At 64.6% G+C, this 15,849-nt stretch carries 17 protein-coding genes; 5 read left to right on the plus strand and 12 right to left on the minus strand.

Translation table 11 applies throughout. The features are described 5' to 3' along the window. Positions 1-24: 24 nt before the first annotated feature. Positions 25-1,458, plus strand: a complete 1,434-nt coding sequence (locus VN634_20305) for an aldehyde dehydrogenase family protein (GenBank protein ID HXC53242.1) — start codon at positions 25-27, stop codon at positions 1,456-1,458. Between the two features lie 81 nt (positions 1,459-1,539). Here VN634_20305 and VN634_20310 read toward each other — a convergent pair whose 3' ends face one another. Further along, a complete protein-coding gene (locus VN634_20310) occupies positions 1,540-2,580 on the minus strand; it encodes a magnesium transporter CorA family protein (GenBank protein ID HXC53243.1) in 1,041 nt (346 codons plus the stop codon). A gap of 45 nt (positions 2,581-2,625) precedes the next feature. On the opposite strand from VN634_20310, the gene VN634_20315 reads away from it, so the two are divergent. Together VN634_20315 and VN634_20320 are read left to right on the plus strand one after the other, a co-directional pair. Continuing rightward, the gene (locus VN634_20315) at positions 2,626-3,141 is read left to right on the plus strand and encodes a peptidylprolyl isomerase (protein HXC53244.1); all 516 of its coding nucleotides are present in this window, start codon (positions 2,626-2,628) and stop codon (positions 3,139-3,141) included. Continuing rightward, positions 3,138-3,545, plus strand: coding sequence for a hypothetical protein (locus VN634_20320; GenBank protein HXC53245.1), 408 nt, complete (start codon positions 3,138-3,140; stop codon positions 3,543-3,545). Before VN634_20315 ends, VN634_20320 begins: the two co-directional genes overlap by 4 nt. A gap of 157 nt (positions 3,546-3,702) precedes the next feature. Here the strand turns inward: VN634_20320 and VN634_20325 are convergent, their stop codons facing one another. Beyond that, on the minus strand, positions 3,703-4,305 hold the full coding sequence (locus tag VN634_20325) for a peroxiredoxin (protein ID HXC53246.1): 603 nt from the start codon (positions 4,303-4,305) through the stop codon (positions 3,703-3,705). Between the two features lie 291 nt (positions 4,306-4,596). Between VN634_20325 and VN634_20330 the strand changes: the two genes are divergently transcribed. After that, on the plus strand, positions 4,597-5,280 hold the full coding sequence (locus VN634_20330) for a hypothetical protein (GenBank protein ID HXC53247.1): 684 nt from the start codon (positions 4,597-4,599) through the stop codon (positions 5,278-5,280). A gap of 206 nt (positions 5,281-5,486) precedes the next feature. Here the strand turns inward: VN634_20330 and VN634_20335 are convergent, their stop codons facing one another. From VN634_20335 to VN634_20345, 3 genes are all read right to left on the minus strand, one after another. Further along, positions 5,487-6,533, minus strand: coding sequence for a TIGR03617 family F420-dependent LLM class oxidoreductase (locus tag VN634_20335; protein HXC53248.1), 1,047 nt, complete (start codon positions 6,531-6,533; stop codon positions 5,487-5,489). 107 nt (positions 6,534-6,640) lie between these two features. After that, complete coding sequence (locus tag VN634_20340) at positions 6,641-7,135, minus strand: DoxX family protein (GenBank protein HXC53249.1); 495 nt, start codon at positions 7,133-7,135, stop codon at positions 6,641-6,643. 88 nt (positions 7,136-7,223) lie between these two features. After that, complete coding sequence (locus VN634_20345) at positions 7,224-8,588, minus strand: trypsin-like peptidase domain-containing protein (protein ID HXC53250.1); 1,365 nt, start codon at positions 8,586-8,588, stop codon at positions 7,224-7,226. A gap of 673 nt (positions 8,589-9,261) precedes the next feature. Between VN634_20345 and VN634_20350 the strand changes: the two genes are divergently transcribed. Then, positions 9,262-10,359, plus strand: coding sequence for an LLM class flavin-dependent oxidoreductase (locus VN634_20350; GenBank protein HXC53251.1), 1,098 nt, complete (start codon positions 9,262-9,264; stop codon positions 10,357-10,359). A gap of 284 nt (positions 10,360-10,643) precedes the next feature. Here the strand turns inward: VN634_20350 and VN634_20355 are convergent, their stop codons facing one another. The 7 genes from VN634_20355 to VN634_20385 all read right to left on the minus strand — a co-directional run. Next, positions 10,644-11,009 carry an RNA-binding protein gene (locus tag VN634_20355; GenBank protein ID HXC53252.1) on the minus strand — a complete coding sequence of 122 codons (366 nt, stop codon included), beginning with the start codon at positions 11,007-11,009 and terminating at the stop codon, positions 10,644-10,646. 568 nt (positions 11,010-11,577) lie between these two features. Next, entirely contained in the window at positions 11,578-12,306 is a 729-nt protein-coding gene (locus VN634_20360; protein ID HXC53253.1) for a hypothetical protein, read from the minus strand. After that, on the minus strand, positions 12,303-13,058 hold the full coding sequence (locus tag VN634_20365; protein HXC53254.1) for a transglutaminase family protein: 756 nt from the start codon (positions 13,056-13,058) through the stop codon (positions 12,303-12,305). Before VN634_20365 ends, VN634_20360 begins: the two co-directional genes overlap by 4 nt. A gap of 129 nt (positions 13,059-13,187) precedes the next feature. After that, on the minus strand, positions 13,188-14,018 hold the full coding sequence (locus VN634_20370; GenBank protein HXC53255.1) for an N-formylglutamate amidohydrolase: 831 nt from the start codon (positions 14,016-14,018) through the stop codon (positions 13,188-13,190). A gap of 190 nt (positions 14,019-14,208) precedes the next feature. Beyond that, positions 14,209-14,520: a cytochrome C oxidase subunit IV family protein gene (locus VN634_20375; protein ID HXC53256.1), complete on the minus strand. Its 312-nt coding sequence runs from the start codon at positions 14,518-14,520 to the stop codon at positions 14,209-14,211. A 27-nt stretch (positions 14,521-14,547) separates the two neighbouring features. Beyond that, complete coding sequence (locus VN634_20380; protein ID HXC53257.1) at positions 14,548-15,207, minus strand: cytochrome c oxidase subunit 3 family protein; 660 nt, start codon at positions 15,205-15,207, stop codon at positions 14,548-14,550. Next, positions 15,200-15,849 (minus strand): cbb3-type cytochrome c oxidase subunit I (locus tag VN634_20385; protein HXC53258.1); only part of this gene is annotated, 650 nt, incomplete at its 5' end. The genes VN634_20380 and VN634_20385, both read right to left, overlap by 8 nt.

The following is a 15,849-nucleotide window of genomic DNA, read 5'->3' on the forward strand; positions in this document are numbered from 1 at the left end:
GCATATGGAAGGAGGCGAAGGAGAATGACCGGGCTTCGCGCATCGTATCCGTACTGGCTGGCCGGCCGCGACGTGGCGGCCAATACCGATCTTGCCGTCACCGACAAGTTCACCGGCGAAGTCGCGACGCGCGTCGCGCTCGCCGGTCCGTCCGTCATCAGCGAAGCAATTGCGGCAGCTGCCGCGGCGGTCGAACCGATGCGCGAGATGGCCGCGTTCGAGCGCCAGGCCGTCCTCGACCACTGCGTCAAGCGGTTCCGCGAGCGCTTCGACGAGCTCGCGCTCGCGCTGTGCATCGAGGCCGGCAAGCCGATTCGCGACGCGCGCGGCGAGGTCACGCGCCTGATCGACACGTTCCGGATCGCAGCGGAGGAGTCGGTGCGCATGACCGGCGAGGTCATGACGCTCGACATCAGCGCGCGGGCAAAGGGCTACCGCGGGATGTGGAAGCGGGTGCCGATCGGAGCGTGCTCGTTCATCTCGCCGTTCAACTTTCCGCTCAACCTGGCGGCCCACAAGATCGCTCCGGCGCTCGCTGTCGGCTGCCCGTTCGTGCTCAAGCCGGCCAGCCTGACTCCCATCGGCGCACTGATGATCGGGGAGATCCTGGCCGAGACGCGGCTGCCGCGCGGCGCGTTTTCGATCCTGCCGTGCCCGCGCGACGGCGCGGACCTGTTCTGCAAGGACGAGCGCTTGAAGCTGCTCAGCTTTACCGGCTCTCCGTCGGTCGGATGGCACCTGAAAGCCAATGCCGGAAAGAAAAAGGTCGTGCTCGAGCTCGGCGGCAACGCCGCCGTGGTCGTCGATCGCGACTGGGACGTTGCCGACGCGGCCGAGCGCATCCTGTTCGGCGCGTTCTACCAGTCCGGACAGAGCTGCATCAGCGTGCAGCGGATCTATGCGCATTCGGAGATCTACGACCGCCTGCGCGATCGTCTCGTCGACGGCACGCGCGCGCTCGTCTGCGGAAATCCGAGAGACGAAGCGGTCTCGATCGGGCCGCTGATCTCCGAACGCGACGCCGAGCGGCTCGAGAGCTGGATTCAGGACGCGGTCGCGAGCGGGGCAACGCTGCTCTGCGGCGGCGAGCGGAGCGGAGCGATGCTGTCACCGGCGCTTCTCGAAGGCGTGCCGCGCGGCGCGATCTTGTCGTGCGAAGAAGCCTTTGGTCCGGTCGCGATCCTCGAACGTTTCGACGACTTCGATGCGGCCCTGGACGAGGTCAACCACAGCGCGTACGGGCTTCAGGCCGGCGTGTTCACGCGCGACCTGTTCAAGGCGGAGCGGGCGTGGAACGTGCTCGAGGTCGGCGGCGTAATCATCGGCGACGTGCCGAGTTGGCGCGTCGATCACATGCCGTACGGCGGCGTCAAGGACAGCGGGCTCGGACGCGAGGGAGTGCGGTTCGCGATGGAAGACATGACCGAAATCCGCATGCTGGTGGTGCGCGGATCTTGATCGCGTCGTCTCTTAAGCCGCCTGACAGCAGCTCATTCTTGAAAAGACGACGTTTTTTTAAATGTACCTGTCCCCTTTTTCTCAGAGCAGCTTCGCGCGGCGCAGCAGGAAGACCAGTGTGCCGGCGATGGTCAGCACGACGAGCCAGAACAGCGCGTAGCCGTACTCCCATTTGAGCTCGGGCAGGATCTCGAAGTTCATCCCGTAGATGCCGCACAGGAACGTGAGCGGCATGAAGATCACGCTGACGGCGGTCAGGCGCTTCATGACTTCGTTGGTCCGGTAGCCGACCATCGACATGTAGAGGTCGAGCGATCCCGAGAGGATGTCGCGGTCGGCGAGCAGATCGGCGAGGATGCATTCGACCGTGGTCGCCATGTTGGACAGGAACGGACGCGTCTCCTCGCTGATGAACGGCGACTTTCTCTGTGCAAGCTCGGTCAGCATCGAACGTGCCGGAACCAGGATCTTGCGGAACGCGAGCAGGTCGTTGCCGACCGTTGCGACGCGCACGAACACCTCTTCGTTGATCTCGCCGATCAGGGCGAGCTGCAGTTTCTCCACGTGGCTTGCGAGATGCCTCTGGCCGACGAGGAAATTTTCCGTCAGCTGCGACAGCAGCTCGTAGACGAGGAAGGCGGGGCCTTTCGCAAAGCGCAGGAAGTCGCCGCGGTAGTCGCGCAGCATTTCGTCCAGGAACGCCACCTGTCCGTGATGGATCGTCAGCAGGAAAAACTCGGCCACGACGACGCTGACGCGTTCGGTAACCAGACTGTCGTCACGGATCCGGCAGCCCGTCAGCGCGAGGAACAGATAGTCGTCGAACCGGCGAACGCGCGTGTCGGGCTCGCTTTCGAGCGCGTCGGCGAGGAGCATCGGATCGATGAGCTCGAGCTCGGAAAGAAGCGCACGCGCGCCTGCGGGATCGCCGGCCACGTCGATGTCGAGCCACAGATAGTGGCCCTCTTCGGCCGCTGGCCCGAAGCGCTCGAAGCCTGCGGAGCGTTCGATCTTGCGCTCGAAGTCGAACTCGATGAGGCGATGCGCGCAGGCACGGGCACCGGGACGGGAGGAATCGGAAACAGCGGGATCGAAAGCGGATGGATCGGTCGCGAGGGCCATGCGCCCAGTCTAGCGGCGGGCCGGTGATTGCGGTAGTTAGCCCCCATGGCGAACCCCACGGCGACCTGCGAAACCTCCCTTGGCACCTTCCGCGTCGAGCTCTTCACCGACAAAATGCCGGTCACGGCGGGCAACTTCGTGAAGCTCGCCGAATCCGGATTCTACGACGGGCTGCACTTCCACCGGGTGATCGACAATTTCATGCTGCAGTTCGGCTGCCCTCACAGCCGCGATCCGAAAAGCCCGAAAGCAGGTACCGGCGGACCGCCTCACGGTACCATCGCCGACGAATTCCCTCCGGACTTCAAGGCTTCAAACGAGCCCGGAACCCTGTCGATGGCCAACACGGGCCGGCCGAACAGCGGCGGCTCCCAGTTCTTCGTCAACACGGTCCACAACGCGTACCTCGACTGGTTCTCGCCGGGTGCCTCGAAACACCCGGTCTTCGGTAAAGTGATCGAGGGCATGGACGTCGTCCGCAAGATCGAAAAAACCCGCACCGACGGCAACGACCGGCCGATCGAACCGGTCAAGATGATCCGGGTGACCGTCACGCGATGAGCGGGAAGGACTGCAGCACGGACTGCCAGCCTGAGGCGCTCGCGGAAGACCCCGAGGTCGCGGTCGTCATGCGGGGCGCGCTTGCCGACCTTCAGCGCGCAGGCGACCGCCTGGGCCAGCACGGGATCGAATCGACGATCGTGCGCACCGACACCGAGGACAGCGCCGGCTGCTGCTCGACGAAGCTCTACCTGGTCGTCGCGCGCGAGGATGCGCCGGAGGCTTTTGCGGTCTTCGACTCCGAATGGAAGCGCGGGCTGACCGCGCAGCAGATCGCGGCTCTCGAGGCAGCCTCCGAGCTCGTGATCGATCCCGAGGCTCCCGAGACGACGTGTCCGGCCTGCCTTACGACGTTCGAGACCGGCCCCAGCGAATGTCCCGATTGCGGCCTCGCGCTCGGCTGACGCACCGGGCGAAGCCAGCGCGCCGCGCGCACCCTCATCTTGCAAGCAGGCGCAGGGCGCGCTGCGCGCAGCACTGAGGCTGCGCCGCAGCGCGCCAGATGCGCTCGTTCAACTGTCGCGGAATGTCTCGCGCGCCCGCGTCAACTGTCTCGCCGGATCACAGCTCCTTCGCATGCTGCGAAAGATATTCGGCAACGCCGGCAGTGTCCGCCTTCATTCCGGGCTTGCCCTTGTTCCAGCCTGCAGGACAGACCTCGCCGTGCTTCTCGGTGAACTGCAGCGCATCGACCACGCGCAACATTTCATCGATGTCACGACCGAGGGGCAGATCGTTTACGATCTGGTGACGAACAACACCGTCGCGATCGACGAGAAAACTTCCACGAAATGCGACCCCCCCCTCAGACTCCACGTCATATGCCTTCGCTATCTCATGTTTGACGTCGGCCACGAGGGTATAGCCGACTTTTCCGATTCCGCCCTTGTCGACGGACGTGCTCTTCCAGGCCAGATGCGTGAACTGGGAGTCGATCGAGACACCGATCACTTCGACACCCCGCTTGTGGAATTCGTCAAGTCGGTGATCGAACGCGATCAGCTCCGACGGGCAGACGAACGTGAAATCGAGCGGATAGAAGAAGATGACGGCGTATTTGCCGCGAATCGCCTCGGAAAGGCGATAATTTTCATCGATCTCGTTGCTTCCGAGCACTGCGGCTGCGGTGAAATCCGGGGCTTTTTTTCCGACGAGTACTGCCATTTTCGTATCCTTTTGCGCGGCATTGAACCGGTGGGTGTGTGCGCAACGCAGCGAACGCTCCGAGCGCACCGATCGAGATCCGCGAGTCTAGAGTGACGAAAATCGGGGTCAAACCTGAATGTGACGCAGAGCGCAGCATCCAATGTGCGGGCATACCGATCGACTAGTCCCTTGACACCCTGAGGCCTGGGGCCAACGATCAATGATCGCACCGGCAAATCGCTGCTCTGCGGCAGTCCATTACGGTGCCGAACCGGCGGGAAACTGGCCCCCGCCGACAGGAAAGCAACCATGAAGAAAAAATCGCGGCGCAATGCGCCAAATACCGTCATCGTCCCCCGGCGTGCGGACCGCTGTGAAGAATGCGATTCCGCTCTGCGCTGGAAGACGTCGACCTCTGCAAAACCATATGCGTTTCCCGAGTATGGGTTCCCGCTTCAGGTCTCCGGACTCTCGACGGCCGCTTGCTCGCGGTGTGGAACCGTCCACGCGGCCATCGCCAATCCCGACCGGTTCCGGGCCTCCGTACTCGAGGAGATCCTGAAGAAACAAGGTCCCCTGACTGCGAGCGAGATCGTTTTTCTTCGCAAGACATTGGGGCTGACGGGTGGGAAGTTTGCCGGCCTCGTCGGTGTCAGCCGTGAGCATGTTTCGCACATCGAACAGGGCCACGCACCGAATCTCGGGACCGCCGCGGATCGCCTGGCGCGCCTGATGATTGCATCGAAGCTCGATCCGTCTCTCGCCTTCATGAAGCGGCTGCTCAACCAACTCGACGAGAACATCGGCACGCGATCGCGCCGAAAGGTGGTGCGACATGCCGGTTATCGCGTCAACGTCGCCGGACGCGGACCGAGCGTCACTGCGAAAGCAGACGGACGCCGCCCGAGCGAGCGCCGGTCGGGTGGGAAGCGAACTGCGGTAGGCGTGCACGCGCGCAGCGGAAACCTCCGTCAGCGAGGACGCGCGCGCTGACCGACAGCCCCCTCCTCCGAGGGGCTGTGCAAAATCGGTGACGGCGTGGGCGCGGCGAGGAGCCGTGCCCACGCCGCATCCTCCTTCGCTTCGCACGACGCGCAACGCGCGAATCTCTGCACGTCGCGCTGTGCGCGAATCTCTGCACGTCGCGCCGTGCGCGAATCCCTGCACGTCGCATTGCGCGCGACTCTTCCTGCAACGCGTTACGCGCGATCCGCTCGTGCTCGCTCCCGGGTTTCGGCGAGCGCACGTTTCCAGCGCATTCGTGCGCGGTCGTCGCCGTCGATCGCGAAGTCCGCAAAATAGAAGATCAGCCGTTCGGCAACGCCCGCGTATTTTCGCGACAGCGTTGCCGGAAGGTCGTCCCATGTGGAGGTCACCGCGTACTCTTCGAGCATGCGGTCGGTTACGGTCGCCGCCATCGCGGACATATCGCCTTCGCGCTGGAGCTGATGAAGACGCTCGGAGATCCCGTGCCAGCCGTGCAGCTCGAACACGCCGGCGTACGCGGGCGTCGAACCGTAGAACGCGATCTGCATTCGCGTGCGCTCGCGACTGGTCTCTCGCTCTTCGTCGCTGTCGCCGACGATCGTAAAGACCGGGCACGCAAGCTTGATCGACTTCGGATCGCGGCCGGCCTTGCGTGCGCCCTTCTCGACGTTCGGGCGCACGATCTCGTCGAGGAACTTCGTCGAATGAAAGGGATGGATATGGATGCCGTCGGCGACTTCGCCCGCGGCTTGCAGCATCCACGGCCGCACGGCGGCCACGTAGATCGGAACTTCGGGATGCTCGATCGCACCGGGGCTCCACATGCCGAGCAGGTTCATGTTGTAGAACTCGCCTCGGAAATCGAGACGTTCGGTGCCCTGGAACGCGCGAAAGATCGCGCGCACGGCGCGCACGTACTCGCGAAGCCGCGAGCCCGGATGATCGTAAACCGACGAGAAGCGCCGCTCGATGTGCGCCTTGACCTGCGTGCCGAGCCCGAGCGTGAACTTGCCGCGGCTGGCCTCGGCAAGCTCCCAGGCGATCTGCGCCGTTACCATCGGGCTGCGCGGAAACGCCGTCGCGATCGCAGTTCCGATGTCGAGCTCCGGAGCTGCAAGGATCGATGCGACGCAGTTGAGATAAGCGGTGCGGCCGCCTTCGGCCATCTGAATGCCGTCGAATCCGACGTCCGCCCACTGCCGCGCTCTGTCGCCGGCGGCATGAAGCTCGAGTCCGAATCCGAACGCGTCGAGCTTCATCGCAGCACGCTCCGGTGGTCGGGAGATGAAATCATCGTGGCCTCCTTCCGAACAAACGGCACGCGCGGGCCGTAAGCTCCGCCCCGTGCCGCCGCCGGCGGAAGGCTCTACGCGAAGGAACGGGCTGAAGAAACCGCCGGGCTCGAACTGGATTCGCCCGCGAGCGCGCGCTCCACCAGCGTATCGACGGCGACCGGGCCGGGCCCCGCCGTCGCGATCCATGCGAAGAGGATGATGTAGAGAAACTCGACGAGACCGTAAAGGTCGCCGAACGACGAGACGTCTTTCCACTGCGCTGTCGCGATCGCGACTACCATCGTGCCGATCAGCGGAAGTGCGGCAATGCGCGTGAAGAGCCCGATCAAGAGCAGCGTTCCGCACACGAGCTCGACCGACGCGACGAACGGCGCCTGCAGCTCCGGGTAAGGAATACCGAGCTCGCGGAAGAATCCGATCACCGAGTCGAGATCGTGGAGCTTTCCCCAGCCGGTCAGCATGAATGTCCAGCCGACGGCGACGCGGGCTGCAAGCGGCGGCAGCCACGCAAGGTACGAACCGACACGCGACGGCAGAACGAAAAATACGGTGCGCAGAATTTCCATTGATGGCCTCCAGATCGGAACACGAAAAGCGTGTCCGTTTGGCGGCTCAGACGCCGGCGCGTCGGCCGGGTTACAACGCGGGGCGAGGTCAGTGGGGAGGTTTGCGCAGATTCTCCGAGCGGTCGAAGGCAATCCCGTACTTCTCGAGGATGCGCGGGCCCGCCTGGCGCGCGGCCTCGACGCTGAGGATCATCACGAAACCATCCTCGGTCTCGAGCCGGAGGTACTTGTCGGTCGTATTGTCGACGAGGTCGGCCAGGTGCGCGAGATCCCTCAGCGCCACGCCGTTGACGTTGCGCACGACGACGCTCTCCCAGTCGAGATAGCCGCGTCCGACCGGGCTCGGCAGTACCGTCGACAGGATGACCACCTGGCGCCGCTCGGCCGTAACGACGCCGCCCGATTCGGAGTAGGCCGCGAGCTTCGGTGGAACCTGGTCGTACAGGTCGAAGTATTCCCCGGTCAGCGGCTGGAACACCGCGCCGCCGAAGACGAGATACTCGGGCTCTTCGCCGAGACGGCGGCCGGGCACGAGCGGAGCCGTATCGGCCAGCTGGACCTCGACATCGCGAAGATTTCCGCCACGCAGCACCGACATCTCGAGTTTGGCTCCGACCTGTTGTGCGCTGATGACCGCATCGAGCGAGACGCGGCCGTTTCCCGGCATCGCAACGGTCAGGTCGCCGGCGACCGGATAGCCGCCGATCGAGACGATGACGTCGCCGCGCGCGAGTTGCCCGAATGCCGGACTGCCGAAGTCGACGCGCGTGACGAGGCCGCCAGACTGCCTGGGATTGAGCCCGATCGATTCGCGAAGCGCCGGGCTTTCGACCGGCTGAAGGCGCGCGCCGAGATGAGGGAAGCCGTCGTACTTCGCGTCGGCCACGTCATCGAGAAAGTGCCGCACGACCGGCGCAGGGACCATGTAGCCGACGCTCTCGGCCGCCTCGAGCATCTGCATCGAAATTCCGACGACGGCGCCGTCGCGCACGACCGGTCCGCCGCTGTTGCCGGGATTGATCGGCGCATCGATCTGCGCGATCAGCAGGTGCTCTTTCGAATGCGTGTAGGTTCCGACTTCGATGCGCGAGATCACGCCCGACGTCACCGACAGCGTCTCGCCGCCGACCGGAAAGCCATACGTCTGAACGTCTTCGTTGACGCCGGGAAGATCGCCGAGCGCGAGCGGCTTGGCGCCTTCGAAGAAGTGCTCGTCGGCAACCGTGAGCAACGCGAGATCGCAGTCGTGACCGATGTACGAAGCCTCGGCTTCGAACTGTTCGCCTGAGCCTGCCCTTTTGACCTCGATCCCGACGGCGTCCGAGACGACGTGCGCATTGGTCAGCACGCGATGACCGTCGATGATCACGCCGGAGCCCGACGACGCCTGGGTGCCGGTCTTCTGCCACGGCGAGAAGAAGTCCGGCGGATTCGAGTACACGAGCACGCGCACGACGCTCGACTCGATCGATTCGGCGCGCGGAGGGGTCGGCCGCGCGGTGACAGGAGGAGCCGCCGGTTTGTCGGTTGGGCCGCCGCGATCCGTCGAAGGGCGATCCGGAAGGACGCCGCGGTCTCCGGGCAGAGGACGTTCGGGCGGACCGAGTCGATCGGCGCGCTCCACGCGCTCGGCGGGATCGGCACGATCGACGTGATGCGCACGATCGGCGTGGTCCGTTCGATCGATGTGATCCGCTCTGTCCGTCCGTTCGTTTCGATCGGTTTGATCGTTTGGATCGGTTCGATCCTGAGGCGCGCGTTCGGCCGGCGATGGTTCGGTGCGCTCAGCGGTCGACGCGCGATCCGCCGGCGCCGTCTGGTGCACGGAGCTGCCGGGTGGAGATTCGATTGCGCGGGCGCCCGAGGCGATTCCCGCGATGCAAACGAGCAGAACCGCGCCTCGCAAACGCGATCGCTCGTGCGCGCCGGATTGGCGCCTCCATCGTCGTTTCATTCCCGAGGCCTCACCGATAGACCGTCCGAAGCGTCCACAAAGCCCACCGCCTCAGGCTTTAACCGTGCTGGCGTGCAGGTGCGACATGCCGCCATGACAGGGTGGCAATGTCGCACGCCGGACGTCCATGGCATACGACCGGCGACCGACTCGGTAGCGGAGAAGAAACCCCATGCATTTCGGCATCGCCTTCCCATCCTGGATCGAGGCCTGGCGCGACTGCGAGGTCGCCGAGGCCGAAGGATTCACCCATGCGTGGTTCTACGACACGCAGCTCCTGTGCTCGGACGTCTATGCGACGATGGCGCTCGCCGCGGAGCACACGCGCACGATGAAGCTCGGCACGCTGGTCGCGATCCCGAGCAATCGCATCGCGCCGGTGACCGCCAGCGCGATCGCGACCATCAACGCGATCGCGCCCGGGCGCGTCATCCTCGGCGTCGGCACCGGCTTCACCGGACGCAATACGATGGGGCTTCCTCCCCTGCCCGTCGCGCGCATGGTCGAGTACGTCGGGCAGGTTCGCGGGCTGCTCGCCGGCGAGGACGTGCTGATCCGCGACGGCCAGTACGAACGATGGATCCGCCTGCTTTCGAAAGACCGGCGGATCGGCTGCATCAATCTCGACGATCCGATTCCGATCCACATCGCGGCCAACGCGCCGAAGGCGCTCGCGGCCGCCGGCGAAGCGGGTGACGGATGGATCACCGTGGCGCAGGATCTCGCGGGCCTCCAAAGCGGCAGCAAGGCCGTCATGGACTCGGCCGCAGCGCATGGCCGCTCCTTCGCGAGCGGCGCCGGCGGCAAGCCGTACACGACGATGCTGACGACCGGCTGCATTCTCGCGCCCGGAGAGCCGGCGGCAAGCGAGCGCGTCGTGCGTCGCGTCGGCCCGGTGACGGTCGTCGGGGTGCACGCGATCTGGGAGAGCTCGCGCGGCGGTCACGGCTTCGGTCTCGTCAACGACGATCTCGCCCATGCGTTCGACGACTACATCGAAGGATACGCCGCCGGCCACGCCTCGCCGCCCGACCGCCGCTACCTCGACGTGCACGAGGGCCACATGATGTACCTGAAGCCGGGCGAGGAGGCGTTCGTGATCCCCGAAATGATTCCCGTGCTGTCACTGACCGGAAATCCCGACGAAGTTCTCGAACGCTGCCGGACACTCGCCGGCGCCGGCGTCGACAACCTCGCGCTGCAAGCCGTCCCCGGCATGGCCCGCGACCTGATCGAAGAGTTCAGCCGCCACGTCATCCGCCGAATGTAAAAACTCTCACCAGCGGATCTGCGGCGTGAAGCGGGGCACGCGGTGAAACGACAACATCGCGAGGGCGGGCGGCGTGGGCGTGCCCGCGTGCGAGTCGTTCCGCAGCGAAGCGAGGACTAAAGCGAGCGCGCGGGCATGCCCACGTCGACAGCCCTTACGCGCCGAGGCCCGTCGCGAGCAGCGGCGACGCGCGCCGCGACCACCGGCGACGCGCACAAAAAAAGGCCGCGCTCTTTCGAGCGCGGCCTCTGATTCGCCTGCCGGATGCGGCAGTCGCGAAACTACTAGTAGCGACGGCCTCCGCCGCCACCGCCGCCGCCGTAACCACCGCCGCCGCCGCCGCCGCCGCGGCCACCGTAACCACCACCACCGCCGCCGCCGCCGCCGCCACGAGGACGATCCTCGCGAGGCTTGGCTTCGTTCACGGTGAGGGCACGGCCCTCATGCTCGCGACCGTTCAGTCCCTCGATGGCCGCAGCCGCTTCCGACTCACTTCCCATCTCGACGAAACCGAAGCCCTTGCTCCTGCCCGTGTCGCGATCGGAGATGACCTGCGCGCTCTGCACATTGCCGTATGCTCCAAACAATTCCTCGAGGCCCGAACTATCGACACCGAAGCTCAGGTTACCGACGTACAACTTCTTACCCATTGTGATGAACTCTCCTTAACTAGAACTGGGTATCCACCCGCATTCTACTTTCTTGCGTGTTCTGCCGGGCCGATCGATTCGGCCCGTGAAGGTAGGTGTGGACGACTGAGGGGAAGGATGCGGGACTGCAAAGGTCGCGTACCTGATCTCGTTCGACTAACCGACCGGGCGCTATCCTACTCAACTACAAAGATAGGTACAGGGGTCCGGGCACGTTTTCCCAAACGCTGTCCTCGCGACGGAGGGGTCAGCTGATTTCCAATCGTCCGGCCCCAGTCTGCCCCCGGATCGAGACGGTTGCTCCAGCGGAGCACGTAACCCGTGAAATCACAGGAGTTTTTCGGGATTTGGCCAGCATCACGCACGGCCTGACGCGTCCTGGGGCGGCTTCCCGGCATAAGACATCACAAGTTCGTCGCGGAACAGGTCCTGCGGGCCAGAAAAAATTTGTTGCTGCGGCATGCCCTGGTGTCAGGAGGCGACCACTTCCAGCGCGGGCATGGCAGGGCGACAGGCAAGATGTCACCGCGTCGGGCCGTAGCAACGTTGAACGCGGACGCGCGGCGAGTCACCACTTCAAGTCGGGCAACTCGCGGAACACTCTGCGCACGCCCTCGCGCCAGTCGGAGCTCAGCGCGACGTAGTACGGATCGCCCTGCTCGAAGCGGTGTCGAAGCCGAATGGCGAGGCTGTCGCGTTCGTAGCACACCAGATCGATGGGCATGCCCACCGAAAGATTGCTGCGCATCGTCGAATCGAAAGATACCAGCACGCACTTGGTCGCGTCGGCCAGCGATGTGGCGGGCACGATGACCCGGTCGATGATCGGCTTGCCGTACTTGGCTTCGCCCGTCTGCAGGAACGGCGTGTCGTCGCCGGCCTCGATGAAATTGCCCTCCGCATAGATGCGGAACAGCCGCGGCGGTTCGCCCCGCAGCTGCCCGCCGACGATGAACGACGCGTTGAACGCGATCGGTCCGGTGCCGAGGTGAGGTGCGTCGCGGCGCTCGACGTCCCGCATCGCGTCCGAGACACGCAGCACGACGTCGAACATGGTTCGTGCGGTCCACAGGTTGGGAGAATCCGCTTCGACGTCGCAGCGCTGCTTCAGCAGGCTGACGACCGCCTGCGTCCCGGCGAGGCTGCCGGAGCTCAGCAGGACGATCGCCCGGTCGCCGGCCTTCTCGAACACGGTCATCTTGCAGAACGTTGCAAAGTTGTCGACGCCCGCGTTGGTACGCGAGTCCGACGCGAGGACAAGTCCATCCTCGAGCAGCACGCCGACGCAATAGGTCAAGATGCGATCTCTTCTGTTCGTACCATGAAGCTCTCGAGGGTCGTCGGTCCGAAGGTGGTGGTGAGCGCAACGTCCGCCGCGTCTCTGCCCCTGGCAATGAGGATACGGCCGATGCGCGGCATGTTGTTGCGGGGATCGAACGTATACCAGCCGTCGCCCAGGTACGCTTCGAACCAGGCGGCGAAGTCCATCGGCGCGTACGGCGGAGGCATGCCGATGTCACCGAGATATCCGGTGCAGTATCGCGCCGGAATGTTGACGCAGCGGCACAGCGTGACGGCCAGGTGGGCAAAGTCGCGACACACGCCCTGGCGATCCGTGAAAGCCTGAAAGGCCGTCTTCGTCGGACTCGAAAGACCGTAGCCGAACTGGATGTGGTTGTGGACGAAATCGCAAATGGCCTGCACACGGTTCCATCCGCTCGGTCCCTGGCCGAACAGGCTCCACGCCGTTTCGGCGAGCAGATCGGTCTCGCAGTAACGACTTCCCAGCAGATAGAGCAGCGTTTCCTGGGGAAGCGACTGCACCGGACGCTGCTCGAGCCATGGGGAGGCGACCTCGACGTTGCCGGAGTCGGACACGATACCGTCGGCGCTGATTCGAAACGTGCCAGCCGGCGCGACGAGCCGGCTGCACCAGTTCCCGAATGAATCGCGGTAGGCCGCGACCGGAACGGAGGGATTGAGCAGCAGGTGATCGGGTTTGATGATGTCCGACGCCCGGCTGTAGTGGACGTTCAGTGTGGCGATCATCGGTGTCGGCTGTGGGCACTGATAGGTTAGTTCGTATCCGACTCGGATCTGCATTGGTTCGTCGCCTTCTGGGTTGATGCTGTCGGCCAGGGTCCGCCGGGTGGAAGGCCCGTCGCGGTTCGCGAGGGGTCAAGGAGGCATTGCAGCTTCCTCCAGCACGATGGCGAGTCGTTCGGCCCAACCCTCGACGCCCGCTTCGTCGGCCAAAAGGTCCTGCCGGACTTCGATCTCGACGTGCTCGATGCCTCGTCGCTCGCCGTGGACGACGAGCGTGTAGTCGGATGCGTCGCTGACCGCGTAGGGCTGGTTGTCTCCGACGACAAGAGCGGGATCGGCGCGCAGCGCGGTGAGCACTCGTCGCGCGAGACGTGCGTCGCGGCCGTACAGCACGCCGACGTGCCAGGGTCGCGGCTTGTCCAGGAAAACCGGCGTGAAGGTGTGCAACGTGACCAGTACGCTGCCGCGGCCGCTCGTGGTTCGTCGGTCGAGCTCGTCGGCGATCCGTCGGTGGTACGGCTCGAACAGTTCTTCCACGCGCTGACGGACGTCCTCGCGCGTGAGGGCTTCGTTGGCTGCCACTCGGGTGCGTTCGCTGAGCACGACGATTGAATCGTGCGCACCCGGCGGACGGTTCGGATCGATGACCAGGCGCGAGTAGTTGTGCAGGATCAGGAATGCGTCGAGGCGGGCGCTGAGGCGCTGTCCCAGCTCGGCCACGCCGAGGTCGCAGGCTACGTGCGTCGCGAGCTCCTGTTCGGAGAGGTTGAGAGTGGCGAGTTTGCGCGGAATCCGCAGCCCGGCATGGTCGCAGGTCAGCACGAAGTCCGAGCGGGCATCGGCGCGCCGGATCTCGAACACAGGCGGATCATCGCCGGTCAATAGGGCTTCGTCGCCGCTCAGCAGGGCTTCGTCGCCGCTCAGCAGGCCTTCGTCGTTCACGAGCTCGCGTGTCCCGATCAACGGCCCATTCTGGAGCGGATCGCGAGGCGGGGATAGATGGTGGAACTGCGCGCGTAGAAGTACGCCCTCAAGCGAGAGCGGGACGACGGTATTACCAATCGATAGCTTGCGCGGTTACCCGTGCGAGCGCGCCGGACGACGACGACGCGAGGCTCGAGGCGTTCGTTCGCGAGCTGGCGGTCGGCGACGTCTATTTGCCGGCGACGCCGAGGATGTTGCGCGAGAACAGGTCGATCAGCGGGAAGTAGAACATCAGCGACAGGAAGAACAGGCCGCCGAAAATGCAGAAGTAGATCAGGTTCGAGCTGCCGCGCACGTGCATGAAGATCGCCATGACCATGGCGGCCTTGGCGATCGCGATCCCGAGCGCAACGACGTTGTTCATCGGGCCCATGTTCACGAATGCCGCAGCGACAGTCAGCGCGGTGAACACCATCAGGGCCCCGAAGACCATCAGGTAAGCGCGGACCGTGGCGGAAGGATCGTACGGATGAGAGGACATCGTCTCGTTCTCCGGTCAGTTCGGCGACTAATGTCGGCCGATTAGATAAAGCAGCGGGAACAGGAAAATCCACACCAGATCGACGAAGTGCCAGTACAGGCCCATGATCTCGACCGGCGTATACCATCGCGACGTGTACGCACCCTTCAGCGCCTGCCATGCGATGATCACCATGATGCCCATGCCGATCACCATGTGTGTCGCATGCAGGCCGGTCATCGCGAAATACAGCGAGAAATAGATCCGCTGCTGTGCCGCGTCGGGCGCGCTGTAGAAGAAGTTGGCCGGGAACAGCCCCTCGTGCCACTTGTGCGTGTACTCGTACGCCTTGACGCCAAGGAAGATGCTGCCGAGCAGCATCGTTGCCGCGATCCAGAACGCGATCGACTTGCTGCGGCTCATGCGTGCCGAGTGCACGGCCATTGCCATCGTCAGCGAGCTGCCGATCAGGACAACGGTGTTGAACGTGCCGAGCACGATGTCGAGATGGTGGCTCGCGTGCACGAACGCGTCCGCGTACTGGATCCGGTAGAAAAGATACGCCGTGAACAGGCCGCCGAAGAACATGATTTCGGTGACGAGGAAGACCCACATCCCGAACGTGGCGGTCTCGTACTGCTGCTGCTCGTTCGCGAAGTGCGACTGCAGGCGCGACTCGGGAACGGCCGGAATGGCGACGTCAGACATGGGCTGCCTCTACGGTGCCGTGACCGGCATGCTCGCCGAACTCGCGGGCCATCTCGGGGTAGTCGTACGGCTCCGACGTGATGATCGGCGTTTCGTGGAAGTTGTGCGGGTGCGGCGGCGAGTCGAGCGTCCACTCCAGGCCGAGAACGCCCCACGGATTCTTGCCGGCCTCTTCGCCGTGGCGCAGCGACCACATGAAGTAGAAGAACGGCAGCATGTAGCCGACCGCAAGGATGCCGGCGCCCATCGTCGAGAGCACGTTGAGCACCTGGTACTCGGGCGGATAGTAGTGATAGCGCCGCGGCATGCCGAGGTAGCCGGCGATGAACTGCGGGAAGAACGTTCCGTTGAAGCCGACGAAGATCAGCAGTGCGGCCGCCTTGGCCGGGAGCTCCGGATAGATGCGGCCGCTGATCTTCGGCCACCAGTAATGGAGGCCACCCATGTACCCCATGATCGCGCCGCCGACCATGATGTAGTGGAAGTGGGCGACCACGAAGTAGGTGTCCTGCACGTGCATGTCGAGGCCGAGGATTGCGAGGAAGAGGCCGGTGAGTCCGCCGACCAGGAACAGGCCCATGAAGCCGAGCGCGAAAATCATCGGCGACTCGAACGAAACCGAGCCCTTGTACATCGTCGCGG

The sequence above is a fragment of the Candidatus Limnocylindrales bacterium genome, assembly GCA_035571835.1.
Lineage (GTDB): Bacteria > Desulfobacterota > Binatia > UBA1149 > CAITLU01 > DATNBU01.